General features: G+C 38.0%; 24 protein-coding genes. 20 read left to right on the top strand and 4 right to left on the bottom strand.

What is annotated here, in order from left to right:
- Positions 1-45: 45 nt before the first annotated feature.
- The 6 genes from ACKVDP_RS00795 to ACKVDP_RS00770 all read left to right on the top strand — a co-directional run bounded on the left by ACKVDP_RS00795 (position 46) and on the right by ACKVDP_RS00770 (position 10425).
- Positions 46-573, top strand: coding sequence for a hypothetical protein (locus tag ACKVDP_RS00795; RefSeq protein ID WP_409226883.1), 528 nt, complete (start codon positions 46-48; stop codon positions 571-573).
- Positions 574-813: 240 nt separating this feature from the next.
- A complete protein-coding gene (locus tag ACKVDP_RS00790) occupies positions 814-1608 on the top strand; it encodes an alpha/beta hydrolase family protein (protein ID WP_409226882.1) in 795 nt (264 codons plus the stop codon).
- A 567-nt stretch (positions 1609-2175) separates the two neighbouring features.
- The gene (locus tag ACKVDP_RS00785; RefSeq protein WP_409226881.1) at positions 2176-6030 is read left to right on the top strand and encodes an InlB B-repeat-containing protein; all 3855 of its coding nucleotides are present in this window, start codon (positions 2176-2178) and stop codon (positions 6028-6030) included.
- Between the two features lie 536 nt (positions 6031-6566).
- Complete coding sequence (locus ACKVDP_RS00780) at positions 6567-6797, top strand: helix-turn-helix domain-containing protein (RefSeq protein ID WP_025434903.1); 231 nt, start codon at positions 6567-6569, stop codon at positions 6795-6797.
- Positions 6790-8700: a Dam family site-specific DNA-(adenine-N6)-methyltransferase gene (locus ACKVDP_RS00775; protein ID WP_409226880.1), complete on the top strand. Its 1911-nt coding sequence runs from the start codon at positions 6790-6792 to the stop codon at positions 8698-8700. Before ACKVDP_RS00780 ends, ACKVDP_RS00775 begins: the two co-directional genes overlap by 8 nt.
- A gap of 12 nt (positions 8701-8712) precedes the next feature.
- On the top strand, positions 8713-10425 hold the full coding sequence (locus ACKVDP_RS00770) for an AlwI family type II restriction endonuclease (protein ID WP_409226879.1): 1713 nt from the start codon (positions 8713-8715) through the stop codon (positions 10423-10425).
- Positions 10426-10537: 112 nt separating this feature from the next.
- Here ACKVDP_RS00770 and ACKVDP_RS00765 read toward each other — a convergent pair whose 3' ends face one another.
- The 4 genes from ACKVDP_RS00765 to ACKVDP_RS00750 are packed head-to-tail and all read right to left on the bottom strand — an operon-like array spanning position 10538 to position 14608.
- Positions 10538-10756 carry a helix-turn-helix domain-containing protein gene (locus ACKVDP_RS00765; RefSeq protein ID WP_025434906.1) on the bottom strand — a complete coding sequence of 73 codons (219 nt, stop codon included), beginning with the start codon at positions 10754-10756 and terminating at the stop codon, positions 10538-10540.
- 26 nt (positions 10757-10782) lie between these two features.
- Positions 10783-13071 carry an AAA family ATPase gene (locus tag ACKVDP_RS00760; protein ID WP_409226878.1) on the bottom strand — a complete coding sequence of 763 codons (2289 nt, stop codon included), beginning with the start codon at positions 13069-13071 and terminating at the stop codon, positions 10783-10785.
- Positions 13072-13091: 20 nt separating this feature from the next.
- Positions 13092-13727 carry a hypothetical protein gene (locus ACKVDP_RS00755; protein ID WP_409226877.1) on the bottom strand — a complete coding sequence of 212 codons (636 nt, stop codon included), beginning with the start codon at positions 13725-13727 and terminating at the stop codon, positions 13092-13094.
- Between the two features lie 14 nt (positions 13728-13741).
- Positions 13742-14608 carry a hypothetical protein gene (locus ACKVDP_RS00750; protein WP_409226876.1) on the bottom strand — a complete coding sequence of 289 codons (867 nt, stop codon included), beginning with the start codon at positions 14606-14608 and terminating at the stop codon, positions 13742-13744.
- 453 nt (positions 14609-15061) lie between these two features.
- On the opposite strand from ACKVDP_RS00750, the gene ACKVDP_RS00745 reads away from it, so the two are divergent.
- The 14 genes from ACKVDP_RS00745 to ACKVDP_RS00685 all read left to right on the top strand — a co-directional run bounded on the left by ACKVDP_RS00745 (position 15062) and on the right by ACKVDP_RS00685 (position 24070).
- Positions 15062-15634 (top strand): hypothetical protein, encoded by a 573-nt coding sequence (locus tag ACKVDP_RS00745; RefSeq protein WP_409226875.1) that lies wholly within the window; start codon positions 15062-15064, stop codon positions 15632-15634.
- A gap of 64 nt (positions 15635-15698) precedes the next feature.
- On the top strand, positions 15699-16361 hold the full coding sequence (locus tag ACKVDP_RS00740; RefSeq protein ID WP_409226874.1) for a Rha family transcriptional regulator: 663 nt from the start codon (positions 15699-15701) through the stop codon (positions 16359-16361).
- Positions 16362-16375: 14 nt separating this feature from the next.
- Complete coding sequence (locus ACKVDP_RS00735) at positions 16376-16597, top strand: hypothetical protein (protein WP_409226873.1); 222 nt, start codon at positions 16376-16378, stop codon at positions 16595-16597.
- Positions 16584-17018, top strand: coding sequence for a DUF7768 domain-containing protein (locus tag ACKVDP_RS00730; protein WP_409226872.1), 435 nt, complete (start codon positions 16584-16586; stop codon positions 17016-17018). Before ACKVDP_RS00735 ends, ACKVDP_RS00730 begins: the two co-directional genes overlap by 14 nt.
- On the top strand, positions 17015-19363 hold the full coding sequence (locus ACKVDP_RS00725; RefSeq protein ID WP_409226871.1) for a virulence-associated E family protein: 2349 nt from the start codon (positions 17015-17017) through the stop codon (positions 19361-19363). The genes ACKVDP_RS00730 and ACKVDP_RS00725 overlap by 4 nt, the downstream gene beginning before the upstream one ends.
- 155 nt (positions 19364-19518) lie before the next feature.
- Entirely contained in the window at positions 19519-19803 is a 285-nt protein-coding gene (locus ACKVDP_RS00720; RefSeq protein ID WP_040907347.1) for a VRR-NUC domain-containing protein, read from the top strand.
- Positions 19781-20290 (top strand): HNH endonuclease signature motif containing protein, encoded by a 510-nt coding sequence (locus ACKVDP_RS00715; RefSeq protein WP_023389193.1) that lies wholly within the window; start codon positions 19781-19783, stop codon positions 20288-20290. Before ACKVDP_RS00720 ends, ACKVDP_RS00715 begins: the two co-directional genes overlap by 23 nt.
- Positions 20291-20399: 109 nt before the next feature.
- Complete coding sequence (locus tag ACKVDP_RS00710) at positions 20400-21644, top strand: DEAD/DEAH box helicase (protein ID WP_023389191.1); 1245 nt, start codon at positions 20400-20402, stop codon at positions 21642-21644.
- On the top strand, positions 21641-21862 hold the full coding sequence (locus ACKVDP_RS00705) for a hypothetical protein (protein ID WP_023389190.1): 222 nt from the start codon (positions 21641-21643) through the stop codon (positions 21860-21862). Before ACKVDP_RS00710 ends, ACKVDP_RS00705 begins: the two co-directional genes overlap by 4 nt.
- Positions 21859-22296, top strand: a complete 438-nt coding sequence (locus ACKVDP_RS00700; protein WP_012065077.1) for a DUF1492 domain-containing protein — start codon at positions 21859-21861, stop codon at positions 22294-22296. The genes ACKVDP_RS00705 and ACKVDP_RS00700 overlap by 4 nt, the downstream gene beginning before the upstream one ends.
- Positions 22283-22921 carry an endonuclease domain-containing protein gene (locus tag ACKVDP_RS00695; RefSeq protein ID WP_023389189.1) on the top strand — a complete coding sequence of 213 codons (639 nt, stop codon included), beginning with the start codon at positions 22283-22285 and terminating at the stop codon, positions 22919-22921. Before ACKVDP_RS00700 ends, ACKVDP_RS00695 begins: the two co-directional genes overlap by 14 nt.
- 53 nt (positions 22922-22974) lie before the next feature.
- Positions 22975-23349, top strand: coding sequence for a hypothetical protein (locus ACKVDP_RS00690; protein ID WP_458306235.1), 375 nt, complete (start codon positions 22975-22977; stop codon positions 23347-23349).
- Positions 23304-23414 (top strand): HNH endonuclease signature motif containing protein, encoded by a 111-nt coding sequence (locus ACKVDP_RS13820; RefSeq protein ID WP_458306234.1) that lies wholly within the window; start codon positions 23304-23306, stop codon positions 23412-23414. Before ACKVDP_RS00690 ends, ACKVDP_RS13820 begins: the two co-directional genes overlap by 46 nt.
- 104 nt (positions 23415-23518) lie before the next feature.
- Positions 23519-24070 (top strand): P27 family phage terminase small subunit, encoded by a 552-nt coding sequence (locus tag ACKVDP_RS00685; protein ID WP_023389187.1) that lies wholly within the window; start codon positions 23519-23521, stop codon positions 24068-24070.
- The last annotated feature ends 17 nt before the right edge of the window (positions 24071-24087 follow it).

The raw sequence follows: 24087 nt of genomic DNA, 5'->3' as shown, positions 1-24087 counted from the left end.
CTATCGCATTACTAGATACCAATCAAAAGATTGGAGGTAATGCAAATGACTAATGAACAACAAGAGAAAATAATTGAATTACGAAAACTAGGCATAGGATACCGCAGTATAGCCACTGCCATGGATCTAAGTAGAGATAGTGTCAGGAATTTTTGTAAGAGCCGAGGGTTGGATGGCTTTGGGCAGGATTATAGTAAGCCAAAGCCTGAAAAGGTAATCAGAGAACATTGTAAAAACTGTGGAAAGCGGATTAATCAGAAGAAGCTGAAAGGGCGTCCAAAGACATATTGCTCTATAGAATGTAAAAGAGACTGGGAACATAAGAATCCAATTATCTATCAGCATGGATGCTATTATTGTGGAACTAAGTTTGAGAATAAATCAAAGAGTGGCAATTACTGTTGCCGCAGATGCTACATTCGAGATAGGTTCTGGCGAGATGAAGATATTGAAGATGTGATCAAGCATCTTAAAGAGAGAAGGCCACTTCAAAATGTACCAATATGGATTAAGGACTTGATGGCCGGTAAAGAAGCTCAAGAACCAGATGAAGATTCGAAGGAATATGACTAAATTCAGCACCCACATTGACTTTTAGAAGAAAAAATGTGGGGGGATAGGAAATGAGTATTTACTCCTGTCATGGTGCAATGTGCTATTTTATAATAAGGTTATGTGATTCTAACATCAACCGCAATGTACTAGAGGTAATGCAAGTCAATTAGAGAGAGGTTAGTGAAAAGAGTTTTAGTTAAAGAATAATAATAGATAAATAGGAAGTAAAGATTATTTATTACTGAAAGGGTAGGTAAAATGGAAGAGAAAGTTTCAATAAAGAGTGAATTATATGATATTCCAGCTATATTAAACAGTCCTAACATAGGTGAAAAATATCCTGCTATTATTTTGTGTCATGGGACAGGTTCTTTTAAGGATGAAGTAGGAAATTTATTTATTAAACTTTCAGAATCTCTAAAAGAAAGAGGAATAGCATCTATACGCTTTGACTTTGCAGGATGTGGTGAAAGTCTGGCAAAACAACAGGATTTAACATTTTACGGAGAAGTTAGCGATACTGAAAAGATATACTCATATCTCCTTGATTGCCATAAGATTGATTCAAAGAGAATCGGGATTTTAGGGTTTAGCCAAGGGGCGCGTGTAATGGCAGAATTTATCGGGAAGTATCCTGAGAAAATTAAAGCTGCAGTGAGCTGGTCCGGAGCTTGCCATAATGGAGCAGGTGTTTTTGAAGGTTGGTTTGAAGAATTTTATGAAGAAGCAGCTAGAAATGGATATGCCCAAATACCAATGTATTGGCGTGATGATTTGATTTTGTCTAAGAAATGGTTTGATGATATTCGCGATTCAAATCCAATGGACAGTCTATCAAAATACAAAGGAGCAATACTTGCGGTTTCAGGCTCAGAGGATGAACTAGTTCCATTTATACACTCTAAAGAAATTGCGAGTGCCTGTAATGGAAAAATCAGTGAGTATAGAATCATTGATAATGCAAATCATACTTTCAATATTCTTGAGAAGGATAAAGCATTTGCAGATAAAGTTATAAAAGATACAGCTGATTGGATTGCCATCAATATTTAAAATTGGGGGGATAGAAAATGAGTATTTACCCCGGTAACAGTACGATTTGCTATTTTATATAAAGGTTATGTGGTAACGCAATACATTTAGCTAAAGAAATTATAGGTTCCAACAACGAAGTAATTCTTAATAATAGGGAGTTTGAAATAATAATCAGATAAATGTTTTTTAGTGTACCTATATCAAAAATAAAAAGTTTTCTATGATTTACCCCCTCTTAGCGAGTTTTGCCTAATTGATTGAACCCAAATAACATAAGTAAAAATTTTGATCAAAGTCAAGGTAAACATTTTTTATATTGATAAACATTCAGAAATATCTTATAATTTTTAACAAGACAATATCTAGGCATCTGTTATTTTAAAAAAATAGGCTCTGTCACTATTTATGGTTGAAATTAAGTTACTTTTTATAAGAAATGCAAAGATTTTCACTTTTACAATCTATGAATCATAGGTGTTTACGTTTGCATCGTTTTGAAACGCAGTAACAGCAATGTTTATAAAGTCGTTAAAAATCAACCATTAGTTGTGACAGAGCCAAAAAATATAGGAAGGAGTTATATTTATGAAAAAGAAGTTATCAATATTACTGGTAATCATTTTAATGTTTGCATCACCAATGCAAGCATTAGCGCAAGAGCAACAAGGTTTTGTGGATATGCCAAACAACTGGTCAACAGAGGCATTAACAAAAGCAGTAGATAATGGTTTAATGTCAGGTTATAACGGAAAAATATATCCAGAAAAGAGCCTAACGAGAGCAGAAATGGCATCAGTAATTAACAGAGCTTTTGGAGCAACAGAGAGTGTAGATATTTCAAGCTACACAGATGTATTAGTAACAGATTGGTACTATGATGCTATGACAAAAGCCGTAAGAATGGGAACATTCAAAGGGTATGCAAACCAATTAAGACCAAATGACCCAATTACAAGAGAAGAAGTATTAAGTGTACTATCAAAAGCATTGAATTTAAAAGCAGAAACATCAAACAAAATATTTATGGATAGTACTGAAGTGTCAGATTGGGCAAAAGAAAGTGTCAACGGAATGGTTAATAGTGGGTATATTAGTGGTTCAAATGGGAAGTTGAATCCTAAAGCTAATATAACTAGAGCAGAATTTGCACAAGTAATGCACAATATTATAAAAGATTATGTAAACACATCAGAAGTCTATGAAGAAGTCAGTGAAGGAAATGTTGTAGTTAATGTGCCAAATGCCACATTAAAAAACCTAGTAATCAAGGGTGATTTGATTATTGCAGATGGTGTAGGTGAAGGTGAAGTAACATTAGAAAATGTAAAAGTAGAGGGTAGGGTATTGGTTAGAGGTGGTGGGGAAAATTCCATCATAATCAAGGGTGACTCAGAGATAGATACAATAATTATCGTTAAAAACGGAAATAAAGTAAGAATACTCAATGAAACAGGTGTTGAGATAGCAGTAGCAACAGTAGAAGGTGAAGCCGATGTTATATTAGAGGGTAAATTTAAGAATGTGGTCGTACAGTCACCTGATATTACTGTATTGGCAAGAGATACGGAAATAGACAAAGTTGAAGTAAACGGAACAAGAAGTAAAGTAATAGTGGATGAAAATTCCAAAATTGAAAAAGTCTTAATTAAAGCCAATAGAGTAATAATAGAGGGTAGTGGAGAAGTTAAAGAAGTAGAAGTAGAAGCAGGCGGAAGTGGATCATCTATAACGACACCACAAACCCAAATCAATGTAGATAAGGGAGCCAATGATGTAATTGGCACGGGTGGGGTAGAGATTAAGCCAAATGAAACTTATGTAAATGGAAAAACAGAAACACAAGATGCAAAACCATTAGAGCAATCACCAAGCACAGGTGGAACTAGTGGAGGTAGTTCAAGTGGTGGAACAGTAATAACCTACACAGTAAACTATTCAGTGGTAGGAAGTAATGGGACACTAACAGGAACAGCCACAAGTGGAAACAGTGTAAACACAGGAACATCGGTAACATTCACAGCAACCCCAAGCAAAGGCTATGAGGTTAAAGAATGGAAAGTGAATGGGGCTGTAGTAGAAAATGGAAACACACTAACAAGAACAGTAAGTGAAAATACAACAGTAACAGTAGAATTTAAGGAAATGGTAGTTGTGCCAATAATGTATACCGTAACATATGAAGTTATAGGCGAAGGTGGTACACTAATAGCCTCAGTTACTAATGGAGGAGAAGCACAAGCAGGAAGTTCAGTATCATTTACAGCAGTACCAGATGAAGGATACAAACTTAAAGAGTGGACAGTTAATGGAGAAGTAATTGATTGGCTAACGGGTTTAGAAGTTTCAAGAGATATGGATATGGATGTAGATTTCAAAGTAGAATTTGAATTAATCAACCCAACACCAGAAACCTATACATTAACCTATTCAGTAGTTAGTGACGGTGGTACACTATCAGCAGAAGTGCCAAGTGGAACCCAAGCTTACCCTGGGAACACAGTAAGAATCATAGCAACACCAAGCGAAGGATACCGCGTAAAAGCTTGGACTGTAAACGAAACAATCGTCAGTGATTTTACAGCTACAGAATATACCGTTGAAATGGATAGAAATGTGGATGTCAAAGTAGAGTTTGAAGAAATACCAGTATCACCAATAATGTATACCGTAACATATGAAGTTATAGGCGAAGGTGGAACAATACAGGCTTATGAAGGTCTTAGTATAGAACCTGATTCATCTGATGCACTAATAAGCAGTGGAGATGAAATTCCGCAGGGAACTAACTTCAGGTTTATAATAACCCCAGACGAAAACAAGCAAATAAGGACGATTACCTTAAATGGTGGAGAAGTGGGAAAAACAAATACTCTTGATGTGGAGTCGGTATCTCAAAACATCCACTTGACTGTTGAGTTTGAAACAATTGAGTATAATCTAAATTTTAGTGTAGTAGGAGGAAACGGTAGTATAACAGCAACCAGTACCACCTATGCAAATGTAACAGATGGAATGAAGGTTTACAGAGGAACGTCATTAATATTTGAATCCGTTCCTGACGATGGGTACAGAATCAAGGATTGGAAACTTAACGGGACATCTATGGGTGCAAGTTTAGCTGTAGAGCTGACTTTTGTATCAGAGGACACAAATGTGACAGCGGAGTTTGAAGAGATTCCAGTTGTTACTTATCCATTAAGGATTACGGTCACTCCAAGCGATGCAACTGTTACAGTAACAGACTCTTCAGACAATGTATTGATTGGGACATTTACAGCTTCGAACAGCCAATGGACATATGACTTGCCAGTGGGACTGTATGATATAAAGGTTGAAAAAGAAGGATATACAACACATACAGATACCCAAAGTATGATAGGGCCTTCAAATCATATGATCACACTGGATTTAATCAATAATGCACCAGTGGCAGCAGATGATGAAGTAACTGCTGTGAATAATATGACAATATTAATAGACGTCCTAGCCAATGACACTGATGCAGATGGAGATACTCTTAGTATTACAAGCTATACTCAAGGAACAAACGGAATAGTAACACAAGAAGTGGACAGTTTAAGATATGATCCTAATACTGACTTTATTGGAATGGATGAATTTGGCTATGAGATAAGTGATGGAAACGGTGGAACATCTTCTGCTCTTGTAAGAGTTATGGTTAATCCCAATGGAACAAAACTGGGTACGGGAAGCTATCAGGGTAATGACATTAGCTTTTATATGGGTGAGTCAGGATTGATAGCAGTATTGGAAGGACAGGTCAGCACTATTGGAGATGTGGTTGCTGAAAACTACACATCAGTAGTTGATATTGTTTCAATGGATAATTCGGTAGCATTGATATATATGTGGGAAGGAAACATTGAAGTATCCAGAGTTGTTGCAATAGGACAAAATGCAGTTGAATCAGAACATTCAATAGTACAGGCGTATGGAGTCATAAGTGGTATTGAATACACGGTAGCATATAATGAAATAATTCATTTCACTTATCTTGATTCACAGGGAAGCCCTGACCCTTACAATAGACCGGATTTAATGTATTCCAACACTTCCGATGGAGCTGAAATCTTAGTACAAAGAGCATATCAAGATTTAAGCAGTAGTGGTTCCTGGGCAGCAGACTATATAGAAAGTGGGTACACTATATCAGTAGACAATGAAGGTAATCCTGTAATTGCCTATATTAGAAGAAATATTTGGAAATGGTCAAGTGGTAATGATACAAACTTTTATATTCATATAGAAAACCCATTAACTCAGGAAAATATAAGCATTGAAAGCAATTACAAAACCAATATTTACAGTAACCTTCAATTGACAGGCGGAGGTAGTACAATAGGATTTAGTTATGATAAAAGTGGGGTTAGTGTAGCAGGCATAATAACAGCAAACCCATTGAAAGTAGATTTACCATAGCTACTATTTTGTGTCAGCAAATCTTACGAATCTCATAAAAAAAGAAATATAACCAATTAGTTTAAAAGTTTTATTTGATATGAGTGGGGGTAGAAACTAAAAATCTACCCCCTTTTGTATTTCATTTGTTAAATTGTATAAGAGTAATGTGTCGATGCACGTTGAGACGGTAGTATTGCTATCAAGAGTAGAGAAGTAATAATGTAGAAGTGTTAGTAAATAAGGACTCTCCGTGATTTGAGAACTGGCTTCAAGCCAGAAGGATAATCACGGTTTTTTATTTTGTGGGAACTTATCTAAGAATGGCAGTTTGTAAGGTTGAGTGGTTAGATTTACTTTAGGGCTTGTGAGTTGATAGGATTGCTGTCAAAAACGTGCTGAGTTGATAAGATGAATATAAAATTACAGATAAAATGGCAACAACTTAGAAATTGCGTTATGTTTATTTAATTCACCAAACGCTGAAATTTATATTGCGATCACTGAATTTTGATGATATCATAGATTAAAGTCGTTGTTATAGTGAGGTGGCCAAATTGCATGTTAGTTATAAAAAACTTTGGAAGATGTTGATTGATCGTGATATGAAAAAGAAGGATCTTTGTTTAGTGGCCGGTATAAGTCATGCGTCAATAGCAAAACTAGGAAAGAACGAAAATATTACAACTGATGTATTGCTTAGAATTTGTAAAGCCTTGGATTGTGACATCGGTGATATTATGGAAATAATAAACGACGATAATGAGGGGGCGACATATATTGAGTAATTCACTGAAAATCAGCACTGAAAATGACAATTCTAATAACACAGCACGCCCAATACTCAAGTGGGCTGGTGGGAAAACACAGATGTTAGAAGATATTATACCCAAGATGCCTACTAAATATGGGCGCTATATTGAACCGTTTTTTGGTGGCGGGGCTGTATTTTTTGCGCTTAATCCTGAAGAGGCAATCATTGCAGATAGTAATCCTGAGTTAATAAACTTATATACAGAAGTGGCCAATAATGTTCAAGCAATTATAAGTAAACTTAAAAAATACGAGAATAACGAAGAATTTTTTTATAATATGAGGGCTTTAGACTATAACTCATTATCTTCAGTTGATGCAGCTGCCAGAACGATATATTTGAATAAGACGTGTTTCAATGGGCTTTATAGAGTCAACAAAAAAGGACAGTTTAATGTTCCCTTTGGAAGATATAAAAATCCGAATATTTGTGATGAAGAAGCGTTGTATGCAGCCTCAAATATGTTAAGACGGGCTACGATTGTTTGCGGCGATTATTTGGACATATTAAACGAGCATGCAAAAAAAGATGATTTAATCTTTTTAGATCCTCCATATTTACCTGTGTCCGAGTACTCAGATTTCAAAAGATACACCAAGGAACAGTTTTATGAAGAAGATCACATTGAACTAGCTAAAGAAGTCCAACGATTGCAGGAAATTGGATGTCATGTTATCCTTACAAATTCAAACCATCCACTTGTACATGACCTGTATGGTTCATTTAATATAGATGTATATCAAACAAAGAGATATATTTCATGTAATGGTAGTGGGAGAAAAGGTGAAGATGTTATTGTAAATATTCCACCTAAGAAAAATATTACTTTATCTTTGGTACCTGAACCCTTACCAAGGCAAGTTGATAAATATCCAGCAACAAGGTTCATGGGCTCTAAGAGCAAGCTATTAACACAAATTTGGGATATTGCTTCTCAGTTTGAATTTGAGAGTGTATGTGATTTGTTTTCCGGTTCAGGAATTGTAAGTTACATGTTTAAGGCACAAGGGAAAACTGTAGTTAGCAATGACTACATGGCGATGTCGGCAACATTTACAAAAGCTATGATTGAAAATAACTCAATCACATTGCCCGAGATCGAAGCCGAAAAGCTTTTAGTTAAATCAAGAGAGTCTGATGGTTTTGTTTCAAAAACATTTAAAGACCTTTACTTTACTGATTCTGAGAATGATCTGATTGATACACTTCGCCTAAATATCTCAAAAATCAGAAGTCCATATAAAAGAGCAATAGCAATGGCCGCACTGATACGTGCTTGTATTAAAAAAAGACCAAGAGGTATTTTTACATATACAGGTGATAGATATAATGATGGAAGAAAGGATTTACGGAAATCATTGGAAGAACAGTTTCTGGATGCTGTGAAAGATATAAATAATTCGATTTTCGATAATGGAAAAAAGAACAAATCAAAAAATTCTGATGCGATGAAACTACGTATTAAAAAACCAGATTTGGTGTATATTGATCCACCTTACTACTCTCCATATTCAGATAATGAGTATGTTAGAAGATATCATTTTGTTGAAGGATTAGCGAGAGATTGGAAGGATGTAGAAATTCAAGAACACACTCTAACAAAGAAATTTAAATCCTATCCAACTCCTTTCTCAACAAGAAATGGTGCGGCAGATGCTTTTGATGTATTGTTCAAAAAATATGAAAGCAGCATAATAATTGTGTCATATTCTTCTAATAGTTTACCAACGTTAGATGAAATGGTTTCTATTCTATCTAAACATAAATCACATGTTGAAGTAATACCTGTAGATTACCGATATTCATTTGGAAATCAAGGGCACAAGGTTGGAGATAACAACAACAAAGTTCAAGAGTATCTGTTTGTCGGATATTAAAGGGGTGATATTGTGGCTATTTGGTATATTGGAAATACTTCAGTACGAAGCGCATTTAGGTTGAGAGACGGTTTAGTCGCACTATCATCTTCTCATTTACAGGGGAATATTCGTAAACAAGAAGGTGATCGAGCATTTCGAGATTTACTTGGACAACATGGAATTGTTTCTTTAGGAACGGATGCTACAAATAGTGTTGGCAGAAAGTGGAGATCAGCCCTTGGCAAACTAGGGTTTTTGTATCCAGAAATCCCACGATCTTCAGATATACGTCAGGAAGATATAGGGGCCTTGGATACAATAACACCGAATGGATGGCGATTAATCAGATCAGAGACGGTTCCTGCTATGCAAGAGTGTTTTTTGAGAGCTTTAGCTGCCCAGTTTATTGAAATTGAGGTATCAGGAGGCGAAAAAATATGGTTTTCACCGTTGAGACATACTCTGGCAATTTTGTTAGAAATAGAGAGAAAAACTGGAGAGGCATCCATTAGCTTTATTGAAATGGCTCTTTTCGTTCAAACAACTAGTAGTGCCGATGATAAAAACGCAATAACTGACAACATTCTAAACTTTAGAAATGAGAGAAACGATGTAGAGTCAAAGCGTAGATTTGACAATCTAAAATACAACGAAACTGCTGATCTTCATGGTTTGAAAGCGTCCACTTTCAGAGACTATGCAGATGCAAATTTTAGATATTTAAAAGCAACGGGACTGGTTCAAAATAAGGGGAAAGGGATAGCGCTAGTTCATGAGAAACGATATTTTTCTGAATTAATGGCAAATGACACTTCTGTCCCCACTAGTGAGTTAGAAAGATATCGTTCAATGTGTAATGGTGCTATCCTTCCAACTGATAGCCAAGATGCAGCATTTGAAGTTCTACAAGATTTATTAGGCCAATTATCCTCCATGGGAATACCATTTGATTTAAGAGGCAAATCAACAGATACTCCTGCAGATATAGCTATAATTAGACATGAGATTGAAGATATCATTTTTAAAGTTAAAGAAGAGATTTATGCGAGTGAGCAAGCTGAACAATGGGAAGAGATAGCTGCCTACATAGACCTAATAGCATCAAGAAGAGAGAGAAAGAGAATTGACGAAGAAACGGAAATCGTGATTCCTCGAAGTGAAACGCCAGCATATCTAGAGTGGGTGTTGTGGCGAGCTTTTCTAGCAATTGACAGTTTGACAAATAAACCGTATGAAGCACGAAGATTTAAAATTGATCAGGATTTTCTTCCGGTGGGCACAGCTCCCGGAAATGGTCCGGATCTAATTATGGAATTCGAAAATTTTGTGATAGTTATTGAAGTCACTCTTACAGAAAATTCGAGGCAAGAAGCTGCAGAAGGAGAGCCTGTAAGACGTCATGTTGCTGATTTAATGAATCACTATATTGAAGAAAATGGGAAGCCCGTCTATGGTTTGTTTATTGCGAATAATATTGACTCAAACACAGCGGAGACGTTTAGAATTGGTGTTTGGTACTCACGTAATGATGAGAAAATGAGTTTAAGTATTATCCCAATAACAATCACGCAGTTTAATATGTTTTTTAGAGCTCTATTTATTAATAGTAGAGCGAATCCTCAAGAAGTCATCAATCTAATGAATGAGTGCGAACAGCACAGAGATAGATGTGAAGCTCCTGAGTGGAAGAATATGATTAACAATACAGTTGAGAGTCTTGTTAGTAATATGTCAGTCGGCTGATTTGAATTAATTATTTCCAATAGATAAAACCCTGCTCAATTAAAGAGTAGGGTTTTTTGATTGGATAAGAAAGCAAACGAACAGATGTAAGGGGATAGTGACTTTTTCATTTTCATAATTTTTCTTTATCTCGGACCGTTTGGATAATATCTTCAAGGTTACAGTCTAAAGCTTCACATAGTTTAAGGAGTACATCAGTTGTAATGTTGTCACCTTTCCCTAGCTTAGCTATGGAGGCGGCACTAACACCACTTAATTCCTTTAAGTCTTGTTTATTCATGTTTTTATCAATTAATAATTTCCATAGTTTGTTGTAGCTGATTCTTAACATATTGTGGCCTCCTCAATTCCTAGAATCTACTTGATGCCCATCATCATTTTATAGTGCTGTTCTTGTCCCATTAACTTGAAAATCATTTCAAACGTTATGCGACTCTCTGTGAGATCAATGCAGTTATCAATATAGTTCATTCCGTCGTTCATACTAATGGCGTTTGAACTAATATAAGAAAGCATGGCAGATGCCATTTGATATTGAGTTGTATCTTCACTGCCATCTTCTTTTTGGATGATAAAATGGTCTTTGTTTTCCAATAATATCCTCCTTCGAAGTGATATACCGTCATACCCACATAGTTGCAAAAAATAGTATTCTAGAATACGTCGCATAACGTTCATAAGTGGTATTGAAGATGAAAGCTCTTTATACTCGTCCCATAATGCTGCATATGAGTTTTGAACCGGATTAACATTAATCCTTTCAGTTGGGATTTCCGTGTTCTGCTTTTCACATAATCTGATTGATGACTTATTAAGCAATTTATTTATTAGGTAGAAATTCACGTATTGATAGTGTTTTACTTGGTTGTATGTAATTTCTCTGTGGAAAAAAGCGTTGTGGGTTAAAATGAAAATCTGCTTTATAAAATCGCCGCTGACGATGTGTTCTCGTTCTTCAGCATTGTTTTCACAAATGTCAATCAGCTCTCTTACAAGTGCGCTTACGATAAACAGCGAACTGCTATCCATACTGGATACAGGATCATCTATGACCACGATTTTATCTCGGCTAACCCCTTCGACCGTTTCACTTCCACGTACTAGATGATAGAAATATAGAAAGGCTATGAAATTGCGTTCACCTTCACTTAAATTTTCTGCAATACTTTTATCAGGTCGAATGACTTCATACACATTTGGGGTTCCTACTTTTTCTCTTAGACTAAACCCTTGAAATCCAGAATCACGTAAAAGAGTATTTATGCTGTCTATCGTAGATGTTGTATTAACAATTTGCCTATTGAGGCTTGAAATGTCTCCAGTTATACGTTGGACAGTATTTTTTGTAGTGGTAATTTGCGAGGTAAGATTCGCAATCTCTTTTTCCACTGTTGTTTTACTTGTTTTGTAGCGATTAATTTCTTCTTTCACTGTAAAAGCAAGTAACTCCCATACACTTATTTTACATTCTGCCTGTTTTTTGTTTTTCGAATCAATGATGTCATTGTTCTCACTGATGAGTTTATTAAATCCATTAATGATGTCCTTAAGGTCTTTTAGTGTAGGCTCAGTTTCATTGATGCTAACAATAATAGATGGGTCGGCGATTTTTTCTGATATTTGCTGAAGATTAGAGGATATCAAACCCTTTAAAGCTGCAAGTTTATCGTTGTAGAATGTAATATTGATTTCGGGATAAATTTCTTGTGGTATTGATTGTAGAGGTAAGAATAAATCATGAGATTTTTGTTTATAATCTTCATAATAATTCTTCAGTGCTCTGGTGTCACTCTCATACTGAGCATCAAAGCAAGCTTTTATGTCATTTTCAAAGTCATCGGGAAGTTTCTGCTGACAGTAGGGACATTTACCGTCAGGAGTATTATGATATTGTTCATGACCTTGACGAACCCAGGCTGTAGCATTTAATGCGCTAATGAATTCAGCAAAAGGCGTGTTAGTACTACTTACAATAGATTTCTCAAGAATATCAAATCCTCCAAGTGTATCAAGAACTGAAGGGTCATTTATGATATTAAACGAATCGTACCTTTTGGAATCGGAGGAAAAGGCAGCATCATATAGTCTTTTCAAAACTAAACGATCATGCTCTTTTGGAGTTTTAGTATCAAGAATAGCTTCAGCAAACTGCTGCTTTCTTTTCTTTCCTGTTTGGGTTCCTGAAAATGACTCGCGTAGATCTCTGGTTTTTTCCCAGCATTCATCTTGAAATATAGAAAATAAAGCCGTATTGGCATCTTCTTTATTCTTCTTTTCATCAGTCATATTTACTAGAGCTTCAGATGCTGTTTCTTTTTCTTTAGTTTTAACTTCAATCTGTTTTTGGATTTCAATATTCAACTCATTTACAGTAAAAACTCCAGGCATACAGTGGTAATTTTGTAAATTAGAGTTAATAAAATCCAAGTTGTATACATGTACGTTATAGTCTGAAGCTGATTTTCCGCCTCTCCATGATATGCCACAATCATTTTTTATAGCTTTTCCTATTGTAGATTTACCAGTACCGTTATTCCCGAAAAAGAAATTCACAAGAGTAGGCTGAATGGAAACACCGCAGTCTTTATAGGTAGCATCATTTAACGAAATACAGGTGATTTCAGAGGATATCTTTTGCTGCATCATATCGCCTTCCTTTCTTATTATTAGGTTGGTGCTAAAACACTTATGCCCGCATCGGTTAATGCTTCTATAAGGTTGATTTTCTTTATTGTCCATTGTGTAGTATTTAACGGAACTAGCGCTCGTGGGTGACCCATTCCGAGGTTGAAAGAGATTTCATTAATTTTATGTTGAGGTATATAATTCAATTCTTTGTAATAAATCATGATTCCATTATCTTGAACTCTTATATCTCTTACAATACCGTAAATGGCTTCTTGTTCTGGATCTGTCCTGCCCCAATGATCGGTATTCTCACTTGCGAATAATGAAGGAAAAGTCTTTATTTCTTCTATTGCTTCTGGTGTAAGAGATGATAAACGTTCAAATAGTTCATTGGAAATATTACCCTTAATTAAAGCACGGTTTTTAGGAACAAGAAAATGATCATGTTCAAAAGTCTCACCGGCAATAACAAATAGGTTGTAATAATCGGTACTTATTGTTTGGCTGACACTCTCACGTTTGCCACCGGGCGTTCGCATTATAAAATTAAAATTGACAGTCTGGTGGATATTATCTGCATGGTCTACATGGACATTTTTATCACCATATTGGTTGACTGTTTTTTGATTAGTGGGTACCCCATGCGAGGTTATTTGTTGCAATTCATTTTTCAATTATTACACCTCCCTTACAGGTTTAATGTATCCACGTGATCTATGTGGATATTCTTCTCCCCATGCTGATTCACAATTGTAGGGTTATTAATTATCTGCGTTACATTTTTTGCTGATGATTCAGCCTCATCGATTATTATTTCAGGTTCTGGAATTTCTTCTTTATCTTTTGAATATCCAGTAGGATCCTCTTTTTCTACATCCATCATGGATATTGTTAATTGACGTTGATTTGCGTTCCCGATCGTACTGACAAAAGTCCACTCTGAATGGGGGGATTCTTTAGAGTGCCATGATTCAAACGTTTTTCGGCCCATTGTGTTAGCTTTACGATATAACAAAATATAGTGCAGTACCCCTATTAGAAAAGGCTCAAGTTCGAAGTTATTAATTCCTAATAGTTCCGATTTTGGAACGGGATCCCCATCACTATTAATGTAAAGTAAATCCTCGTCTTTGATTTCTACATCATGCTCAATGACTTCCAGTAAAGCTTTAACAAGCCATTGTCTTTTAACCATATTTTCAACAATCAAATATTCGTTTGCGAACTCTGACATTCTTTTTAAGGTGTCGGAGTTTTTTTGTTTTACAGCAGTATCAAAACTATTTACCGTAGAAACATCATTAAATGGGATATACGTACCACCATTATATTTACAAGATTTATATTCTGATGTGTTCTTTTTAAATGAATCATTGTAAGGGTTTACACTTTGTCCAGTAACGACATAAATAAGACCTTTCATTAGATCTGTATCATTGAGACCATCAGAACCACCGTTGAATTTATCTCTTGCTTTACTACGTAATTTTTTAATTTGTAACAAAAGAACAAAAAAAGTTCCTCCACAAAGATATGGAGTGTTAGTATTCGCCATCCATAGCCCCCCTTTCAAAAATAGTAACTATATCAACTAAAGTAACCGTTGAAGGCTCTTGAAGGTAACTGTATCTACTATAAGTTTAAAGTAGAGAGTAAGATTTTGAGACGATATCCCAGTAACCTATAAAAACTATATTGAGTCTATTATAACAGAAAATTTAGTGAATTTGGACACGATTAATGAAGTATTGCAGTGCGATCGTGAATATTATCTCGCATAAGTCGATTTTCTCTCCACTATCAAAATCAATCTCAATGTCCTAGTGCGCATACGGACGGCGGGATGCATAAGAGTTCAGAACACAGTGATAAAGACTGTGTTTGGAATGAAGATGCACCCACCGTGATTTCGTGTGCCCGTTTTTAGGACAAGCGGAGTCTGTGGTCATCTTCTCCACAGGCTCTTTTTGTATTCCGCCGTCAATGCCAGGACGGAAAGGAGTACAAAATGAAAATTAAAGTGCTGTATGAGGACAACATCAAGAACGGTCACAAAAACTACACCACAATTGAAATTCCAGATGGAGATTATAGCATCATGCTGGACATTGACTATGAGCAGCGTCTTGCCGAGGCTAAGCCTGAAAAGAAAGATGAAGTCAAACGCTGTGAAACGGTACAAGAGATGTTTGACCTGTTGAATTCCAAAGAATACAACGGTTGGAGGAGAGAAACCAGACGGATTGACCCTACTCCTAAGATGAAAAAATCAAATGGCAAGATAGGGTTTATCCAAGCTGAACCGGATGATGAGTCTTTTAACATTATGGATTATCTTTGTACCACTTCCGATGATGAAATACGCAGTAGAGATTATGAATGCGAGGCTATTTGCGACTGGATTCGCAAAACTCTTGTAAAGAAACCAGAATGGGCAGATGCCTTTATTGCAGTTCGTATTGAAGGTACGCCAATACGTGAGTATGCCAAGTCCATCGGTGCTGATGAGAACAATATCACTCAAAAGTTGAAGCGAGCAACAAAAAAATTACAAGAAGAATATCAGAATCGTCAGATTTGACCTTCTCCCAAGGCTACCACTTAGAAGGGTCAAGACCTTCAAAAAATTTAAGGAGGTAATTCTGATGAGAGAATTAATACCTAAAGACCAATATGGTGTGTTTGCCGACACCAATGATACGGCAAGAGTGGATAGTTTGTTTGTGGCGGAGTTCTTTGAAAAACAACACAAACACGTTCTGCGAGATATTGCAAGAATCACTGAGCCCAAATCTGGGCTGAGCGAAAATTTCATTCATACAAACTTTAAAGCTGATTCTTATAAGGACAGTACTGGAAGAAAGCTACCTTGTTATTTCATGACGCGTGATGGGTTCACGATGCTTGTAATGGGATACTCAGGGCAAAAAGCAATGAAATTCAAAGAACTTTATATCCGTAGGTTCAACGAGATGGAGTGTTTTATTAAAACCCTCGTTTCTGCAAGACAAGAATTCCCTTTATTAACCGCCAACATAAAGCTACTGCATGAAAATCCTAAGCCATATCACTTCAGTAATGAATGCGATATGTTAAATCGCATCGTTGTTGGAATGACTGCAAAGCAGTTTAGATTAGCAAATGGTATTGAGAAAGGAAAAAGCATCAGGCCTTATTTATCTGATGAGCAGATTACGATGCTGGACACTTTACAAAAAGTAGATGTTGGCTTGTTAGTAGCTGTTCCAGATTATCAACAGCGCAAGCGTCATCTGGAATGGTATAAAACCAAATTAGAAAAGAACTAAGGAGGGCTACAACTATGTTTTGTGTGAAAGAAAGATTGAATGATTCCATGGAAATATCCATTGAAATAACAGATGAGAATGTATTTTGCCGCTGCCCAATGTGTGGCTCTGAGGTGTCGGTAGATATTGGAGAAATTTTAAGTGATGGTGAAAGTGACCTTTATGGTACAGCAGTTTTCTGTGATGAATGCAGCAAAAAGGTTAGGAGTGGAGGGCAGTATTATGAGCGTAAATAAATACAATGCTGAAGGATACTATGACCCTACTCCATATGAAGCACTAAGTAATGTATCTCGAGAGGAAAAGGCAGCGTCAAAAGCTGCCTTCAAGCCTCTTGTTTATATTTGTTCTCCTTTTAGCGGGGACACCGAAAAAAATATTAAACGAGCGCAGGACTTCTGCCGCTTTGCATTAGAAAAAGGGAATATCCCACTGGCCCCACACCTTATGTTTCCACAGTTTATGGATGACAACAATGAAAAAGAACGCGACCTGGCAATTTTCATGGACATCATCCTCATGGGTAAATGCCAGGAAGTGTGGGTGCTAGGTGATGTCATTTCAAGAGGCATGAGAATTGAAATTGAGAAGGCGAAAAAGCGTAGACAGCTGATCAGATACTTCAATAGGGATTTTGAGGAGGTGGACTCTTTATGAGAAAACTAGCCATTGCCTATGGGAACAGCCGCCAGGCAAAGAAGTGGGTGAATAAACAAATCACATTTGATGAGCTTAAAGCTAGGTTAAAGACTCCAATACGAACAACAGAATCAGCTGAAGAATATGCCAAGTTCACCAAAGCTCAAAAAGATGATGCAAAAGATCATGGTGGTTTTGTTGCAGGTGTTCTAAAAGGCGGTCGAAGGGAAATTGAAACCGTGGAGCTGCGTTCAATGATTGCTTTAGATGGTGACCGAATTGATAAAGAATTTCTCGAAAACTATGAATCAAATGCTCCCTATACCTCTGTTCTTTACTCCACCCATAGCAGTACCAAGGAAAATCCCAGGGTGCGCATTATCCTGCCTCTATCAAGAGATGTGACCCCTGAGGAGTTTGTAGCAGTATCCCGGTATCTTGCACAGATGCTCGGTATGGATTATTTCGATGAATGCTCCTATCTGCCAAATCAGCTGATGTACTGGCCAAGCACACCATCCAATGGAGATTTTGTGTATAAGGAAGTGGACAAGGATTGGCTTAATCCAGATGATATTTTAACTGCTCATCCGGAATGGACTGATCCTACAAGACTTCCCACTTCATCGAGAGAGAGCAAAGCCAATACGGTAGCATACCAGAAGGTGCATGATCCTCTTGATAAGGAGGGTGTTGTCGGGCTTTTCAATAGAGTCTACTTTCCTGTAACAAAAGCAATCGATGCGTTTTTGTCAGATGTATACGAGCCAACAGAAAATGAGGCCCGCTATCATTTTATAGAGTCAAGCAGTATGGCCGGTGTTGAAATCAAGGATGGTGGGAAATTTGTATACAGCCATCATGCCAAGGATCCTGCATACCTTAAATTATGTAATGCCTTTGACATCGTCCGTATTCATAAGTTTGGTGATGACGATGATAAGAAGTCCTTCAAAAGCATGTGTGATTTTGTCATGAAGATTGATGAGGTGAAGGTCTTTGCTACCAACGAGAAACTTGCAGAAGCTGAAGCGGACTTTACGGATATTGGTGACAACTGGAAAGAAAAACTGAAATATCAGCCTCGAAGTCAAGTGCTCGAAAACAGCGTGTACAACTTAAACCTTATCCTTAATCATGATCCGGATTTTAAGAATTTTGCATTCAACGAGCTATCAAACCGTATCCAGGTCACTGGACCGCTTCCATGGGAAAGGCCGGAAGGTAATGTGTTTTGGAGAGATGCCGATACAGCCCAGCTTAAGTCAATTATGGATATTCGCTACCTTCCGTTTTCAAGCAGAAACCATGATGTTGCATTTACCAAAGTTGCTGATGATAGGCGTTTCCATCCCATAAGGGATTATCTTGATTCCCTTCCTACATGGGATGGGGTAAAGCGTGTGGAAGATGTGTTCATCAAATATCTCCAGGCGGATGATACCGAATATATACGCACAGTGACTAGAAAGACCTTTGCAGCGGCGGTTGCGCGGATATATGTCCCTGGTATTAAGTTTGACTGCGTTCCAGTGCTGGATGGCGATCAGGGTATTGGCAAAAGCACAATTTTAAAAGACCTGGTAACAGCAGATTTTTACTCTGAAACCCTATCCCTTACGGATATGGACGACAAGTCGGGTGCTGAAAAACTCCAGGGGTTCTGGGTAGTTGAAATCGGTGAGCTTGCTGGAATGAAGAAAGCGGACATTGAAAAAGTGAAAGCCTTCCTCTCTACCTCAGATGATAAGTACAGACCGTCCTACGGCAGAGTGGTAGAAAGCCATCCAAGGCAGTGCATCGTCATTGCAACAGTAAATGGCGAGCGTGGATATTTACGCGACATTACCGGTAACCGCCGCTTTTGGATCATCAAGGTGCATCAGAAAAAGCAGAAAAAGACCTGGAATTTTACAGAAGGATATAGACAGCAGTTCTGGGCTGAAGCAAAAGAAATATGGAACTCTGGTGAAAAACTGTATCTCGAAGGTGATGTTTTAGAAGAGGCGGAAAAGGCGCAGAAAGGTGCCATGGAGGCTGACGAGCGTGTTGGTATGGTGGAAGAGTACTTGAATACACTGCTTCCAGATGACTGGGACAGTATGGATTTATTTGCCCGAAGAAATTACCTAAGCGGTTGCGAATTCGGAGGCGCTAAGCATACAGGAACTGTTACGCGAACCTCTGTAAGCAATGCTGAGATTTGGTGTGAATGCTTCAATCGTAATCTTCCAGAATTAAAGACTACTGATAGTTATCAGATCGCAGCACTCATGGCGCAGATTCCAGGTTGGGAACGAACCAGCAGTATTAAGCGTTTGCCGATTTATGGCAGGCAGCGACTTTATCATTATGGTGAATAGGGAACACAACACAACACAACACAAGATTTTCCCTTATATTAAAAATGCTTTTTCTTAAAAGTAGATAGTAGATACCTGTGCATGTACACGCGCGTTAGTAAATATAGGGAAATGCTTGTGATTTTGTGTTCCTGTGTCAGATGGGAGGTAAACAAGTGACTGAAAAATATATAGAGCAAAAACTGGTGAAAGCAGTGAAAGAGCTGGGAGGAATTGCACCAAAGTTTGTAAGTCCGGGGTTAGATGGTGTGCCAGACCGCATTGTACTTTTACCTATGGGAAGAATCGCCTTTATTGAATTAAAGGCACCGGGAAAAAAGATGCGTCCAATACAAGTAAAGCGAAAAAGGCAACTGGAAGCGTTAGGGTTTTTAGTCTACTGCATTGATGGGATAGAGCAGATTGGAGGGGTGCTTGATGAAATCAAAAATGAAATGTAATTGGTGTGGTAAAGAAACTTATAAATACCCATCACAAATAAAAAAGCATAATTTTTGTTCTCGCAAGTGTTTATCTGATTTTAGCAATAAAAGTATAAACCCTACTGGATATCATGAACTCAAAGACTATACAAATATGTCAGTTCATCTCTCAGAGTTAAATCGCGAGTTAAACCCCACAAAAATGACAAAAGAGATGAGAGCAAAAATGAGAAAAGCTAGGCTAGGTACAGGTGAAGGAAAAACATATACAAAATATTATGGGAGACATGCTCATAGGGTGGTGGCAGAACAGAAACTTGGTAGAAAATTAAACAAGAATGAAGTTGTGCATCACATTGATGGCAATCGAAGAAATAATGATCCTGATAACTTAATGGTTTTCTCTTCAAGTTCAGATCATATGAGATATCACGCTCAGATTAGAAAGTTTTTTGATAAAGGAGAAATACCTTCGAAGGTGATAGAGGAGGTGATGCCCTTATGATGTTCAAAGCGTATGACTATCAGAAATTTTGTATCGACTATATCGATAAGAATGAGATATCAGCACTGTTTTTGGACATGGGTTAGGTCTTGGTAAAACCGTTATAACCTTGTCGTCTATTTACAGTCTATGCCTTGATCGGTTCGAAATCAGAAAAGTATTGATTATAGCCCCTTTAAGAGTGGCAAGGGATACTTGGCCTTCTGAAATTAAAAAATGGGATCATCTAAAGGGCTTATCTTACTCAGTGGCTGTTGGAACTGAAAAAGAGAGAATAGATGCCCTTATGAAAAGAGCCACCCTTTATATCATCAATCGTGAAAATATAGATTGGCTTGTAAACAAAAGCGGTGTACCCTTTGACTTTGATATGGTTGTCGTTGATGAGTTATCTTCTTTTAAGTCCTATGGAGCAAAGCGCTTTAAAAGCCTTCTGAAAGTAAGGCCCAAAGTGAAAAGAATAGTCGGACTTACTGGAACGCCTTCAACAAATGGACTTATGGATCTCTGGGCAGAGTTTCGTATTCTGGACTTAGGCCAAAGACTCGGTAGGTATATAACTCACTACCGGAATGCTTACTTCACGCCGGATAAGCGCAATGGTCAGATCATCTTTTCATATAAACCTATGGCTGGAGCAGAAGAGAAAATTTATAACCAAATATCGGATATTACGATTTCCATGAAGTCTTCGGATTATCTCAAAATGCCAGAATGCATCATGAATGAAGTAGATGTTTATCTGAATGAGAAAGAGTGGAGCATTTATTCAAAATTTAGAGATGAAATGGTTGCAAGTTTAGGTGAGGAAGAGATTGATGCGGCAAATGCTGCAGTGCTTTCTGGCAAACTCCTGCAGATGGCAAACGGTGCTGTCTATGATGGTGAAAACAAAGCACATGTTATTCATGAGAGAAAACTTGATGCCCTTGAAGATTTAATTGAAGGGACCAACGGAAAACCGGTCCTTGTGGCTTATTGGTACAAGCATGATCTGGAACGCATCCAGAAGAGATTTCCTGTAAGGCAGCTAAAGTCATCAAAGGACATTGAAGAGTGGAATGAAGGAGAGATTCCTGTAGCTGTTATTCATCCAGCAAGTGCTGGACATGGACTTAATCTTCAGAGTGGTGGTTCCACCCTGATATGGTTTGGTCTTACCTGGTCCTTGGAGCTCTATCAGCAAACCAATGCCCGTCTTTATAGGCAAGGGCAAAACGACACGGTTGTCATTCATCACATCATTGCTAGAGACACTATTGATGAAAATGTTATGGCTGCACTAAGTAAAAAAGAAAAAACTCAGGCAACTTTGATTGAGGCAGTAAAAGCAAAACTGGAGGTGAGTCGATGATTGATCCGTATGAAAACTTAGCCAACGCCATAGTCTTACAAGCCGTCAAGGACTATAGGGATGCACTAAAGAAGCTGATGAAGCATCCACGCCATGAATCTGCAAAATATACAAAAGCCGAGGTGGAGAGGTTCTTCCACTCTGATTGGTATAGAGAACTTACCACGGTAGAACCGGAGATACTAATCCGAAAACTTAAAGAGGAGGCCAAACAATGAATGCTAAAGAATATCTTAGTAAAGCATATCGATTGGATCAAAGAATAAACAGTAAGCTTGAGCAAGTTGCATCCCTGGAGAATATGGCTATGAACTGTACTTCGGCCATAAATGGAATGCCTAACAACCCTAGCAAATCAGTATCTCATATGGCAGATGCTGTCTGTAAGATTATAGATATTAAAAATAATTTGAACGATGATCTCGCCAAACTACTAAAGTGCAAGATTAACATTATTGAGATCATCCAAGGTGTGAATAATATTGAATACAGGCTGATTCTTGAGAAACGCTACCTGTCATATCAGCCTTGGGAAGACATTGCTTATGACCTTGATTATTCTGTAAGCTGGGTACTAAAGCTTCACCGTAAAGCGCTTAGAGCTGTAGATGCTGTATTGGCTGGAAGGGAGAATAAGAATGGGATGGCATGAAGCAGTAGAAGACGGAATAACCATTGGTAAGGATAGTAGAGATTCCAATTGTTATTATCCACCTTGCCACATCTGTTCTACTCCTGTTTATAGTTGGACATACACTCGTGGTACAAAGTATACCTGCAAAGACTGCAGGTCTGAGCTGGTGCGACAGTCGCGTGAAGAAGGGAATGCAATCAGCACTGATAAGAAACAGATGAAGCTGCAGAATGCTTTAAAGAGAATCTCTAAGGTCACCGATATTGCACACTACAACGATGCCATTCGTCTTGTGGAAAAGAGTCTGAACCAGACTGGATGGTATCAGAGTACTGAAGAAATAATGGTAGCACTTGAACTTATCCGACGTGGCGTTAAAGCGTTCCATCAGGTGAAGATCTTCGACTACTCTGTTGACTTCATATTGCCTGAGATGAAAGTTGCTCTTGAGATTGATGGCAAGATTTATCACGGGAAAGACAGACAAAAATATGAGAGTATCCGAGATGAGGTCATTACCAATAAACTCGGTGAAGGCTGGGAGATAATCAGAATTTCTACAGATAACATCAATAAGAATGTCACCAAGCTAATCCCTGGTATCAATGCAGTACTTAAAAGAAGAAAATGTCAAAGTGGATAGTAAAGTCCACATGAGTCCACTTGAGTGCAGTTGAATTTTTTAGTACTCTATAATTGAGAGATAATAATGTAAACAAGCCTTCATGGGGAACACCCCACGAGGGCTTTTCTTATGCCCAAAAGGAGGTGAACCGATGCCATACAAACCTAAGCGTCCTTGTGCTTACCCAGGCTGCGGTCGGCTTGCAGACAGCGAGCAATACTGCACCGAGCATAAGAAGATGGTCGCTAAACGATACAACCAATACCAACGTGACCCTGCTTCCAATAAACGGTACGGCAGGTCCTGGAAACGTATCAGGGACCGCTACATCAAAGCCCATCCTCTTTGCGAGGAGTGTGAAAGGAATGGAAGGATTAAAGCTGCTGAAGAAGTCCACCACATCCTCCCTCTCTGCAAAGGCGGTGGCAATGAAACCAGTAACCTGATGGCCCTTTGTAAGTCATGTCACTCAAAGATCACTGCTGAGAGTGGCGACCGGTGGGGGAGGTAAAATCTCTACAACTTTTCAATCCGGACAGCGGGCTGGGGTGTCGTGTTAAAAAACGCAGATTCAAACGAGGGTATAGCCCCCACTTTGCAAAGGAGGTGTGATCATTGGCAAAAGACGGTACGAACAGAGGTGGCGCTCGTGTTGGTGCAGGGGCAAAAAAGAAACCTCTGGCTGACAAAATAGCTGAAGGCAATCTCGGTGGCAGGAAACTGACCGTGATGGAGCTTTCCGACACTGCAGACCTTGAGGGACAAGAAATGCCTGAACCTAATAAGATGCTTGAAGCCATTCAAAAAGATGGAAAGGCTCTGGTGGCAGGCGAAATCTACAAAGCCACATGGCAGTGGCTGGATAAGCGTGGATGCGCTGCTCTGGTTTCTCCGCAGCTCCTTGAACGGTACGCTATGAGTGTTGCCCGGTGGATTCAGTGTGAAGAGGCCATTACGGAGTATGGCTTTCTTGCTAAGCACCCCACCACAGGAAATGCCATTCAAAGTCCTTATGTATCCATGGGCCAGAACTACATGAACCAGACCAATCGTCTGTGGTTTGAGATATTCCAGATTGTAAAAGAAAACTGTACTGGCGATTACAAAGGAACAAATCCTCAGGATGATGTGATGGAAAGACTTCTTTCTGCTCGTAGGGGCAAATAAAAAAAGATGGGAGATAA

It is taken from the genome of Gudongella ferriphila (genome assembly GCF_046224405.1).
GTDB lineage: Bacteria > Bacillota > Clostridia > Tissierellales > Tissierellaceae > Gudongella.
This window is presented reverse-complemented; position numbering and strand designations above follow the sequence as displayed.

Excerpts from the sequence above, each read along its gene's own strand:
- ACKVDP_RS00765 (WP_025434906.1), bottom strand. The coding sequence starts at position 10,756 with ATGTTAAGAATCAGCTACAACAAACTATGGAAATTATTAATTGATAAA.
- ACKVDP_RS00695 (WP_023389189.1), top strand. The coding sequence starts at position 22,283 with ATGGGATGGCATGAAGCAGTAGAAGACGGAATAACCATTGGTAAGGAT.
- ACKVDP_RS00745 (WP_409226875.1), top strand. The coding sequence starts at position 15,062 with ATGAAAATTAAAGTGCTGTATGAGGACAACATCAAGAACGGTCACAAA.
- ACKVDP_RS00795 (WP_409226883.1), top strand. The coding sequence starts at position 46 with ATGACTAATGAACAACAAGAGAAAATAATTGAATTACGAAAACTAGGC.
- ACKVDP_RS00715 (WP_023389193.1), top strand. The coding sequence starts at position 19,781 with ATGAAATCAAAAATGAAATGTAATTGGTGTGGTAAAGAAACTTATAAA.
- ACKVDP_RS00760 (WP_409226878.1), bottom strand. The coding sequence starts at position 13,071 with ATGATGCAGCAAAAGATATCCTCTGAAATCACCTGTATTTCGTTAAAT.
- ACKVDP_RS00750 (WP_409226876.1), bottom strand. The coding sequence starts at position 14,608 with ATGGCGAATACTAACACTCCATATCTTTGTGGAGGAACTTTTTTTGTT.
- ACKVDP_RS00705 (WP_023389190.1), top strand. The coding sequence starts at position 21,641 with ATGATTGATCCGTATGAAAACTTAGCCAACGCCATAGTCTTACAAGCC.
- ACKVDP_RS00735 (WP_409226873.1), top strand. The coding sequence starts at position 16,376 with ATGTTTTGTGTGAAAGAAAGATTGAATGATTCCATGGAAATATCCATT.
- ACKVDP_RS00790 (WP_409226882.1), top strand. The coding sequence starts at position 814 with ATGGAAGAGAAAGTTTCAATAAAGAGTGAATTATATGATATTCCAGCT.
- ACKVDP_RS00740 (WP_409226874.1), top strand. The coding sequence starts at position 15,699 with ATGAGAGAATTAATACCTAAAGACCAATATGGTGTGTTTGCCGACACC.
- ACKVDP_RS00725 (WP_409226871.1), top strand. The coding sequence starts at position 17,015 with ATGAGAAAACTAGCCATTGCCTATGGGAACAGCCGCCAGGCAAAGAAG.
- ACKVDP_RS00700 (WP_012065077.1), top strand. The coding sequence starts at position 21,859 with ATGAATGCTAAAGAATATCTTAGTAAAGCATATCGATTGGATCAAAGA.
- ACKVDP_RS00785 (WP_409226881.1), top strand. The coding sequence starts at position 2,176 with ATGAAAAAGAAGTTATCAATATTACTGGTAATCATTTTAATGTTTGCA.
- ACKVDP_RS00730 (WP_409226872.1), top strand. The coding sequence starts at position 16,584 with ATGAGCGTAAATAAATACAATGCTGAAGGATACTATGACCCTACTCCA.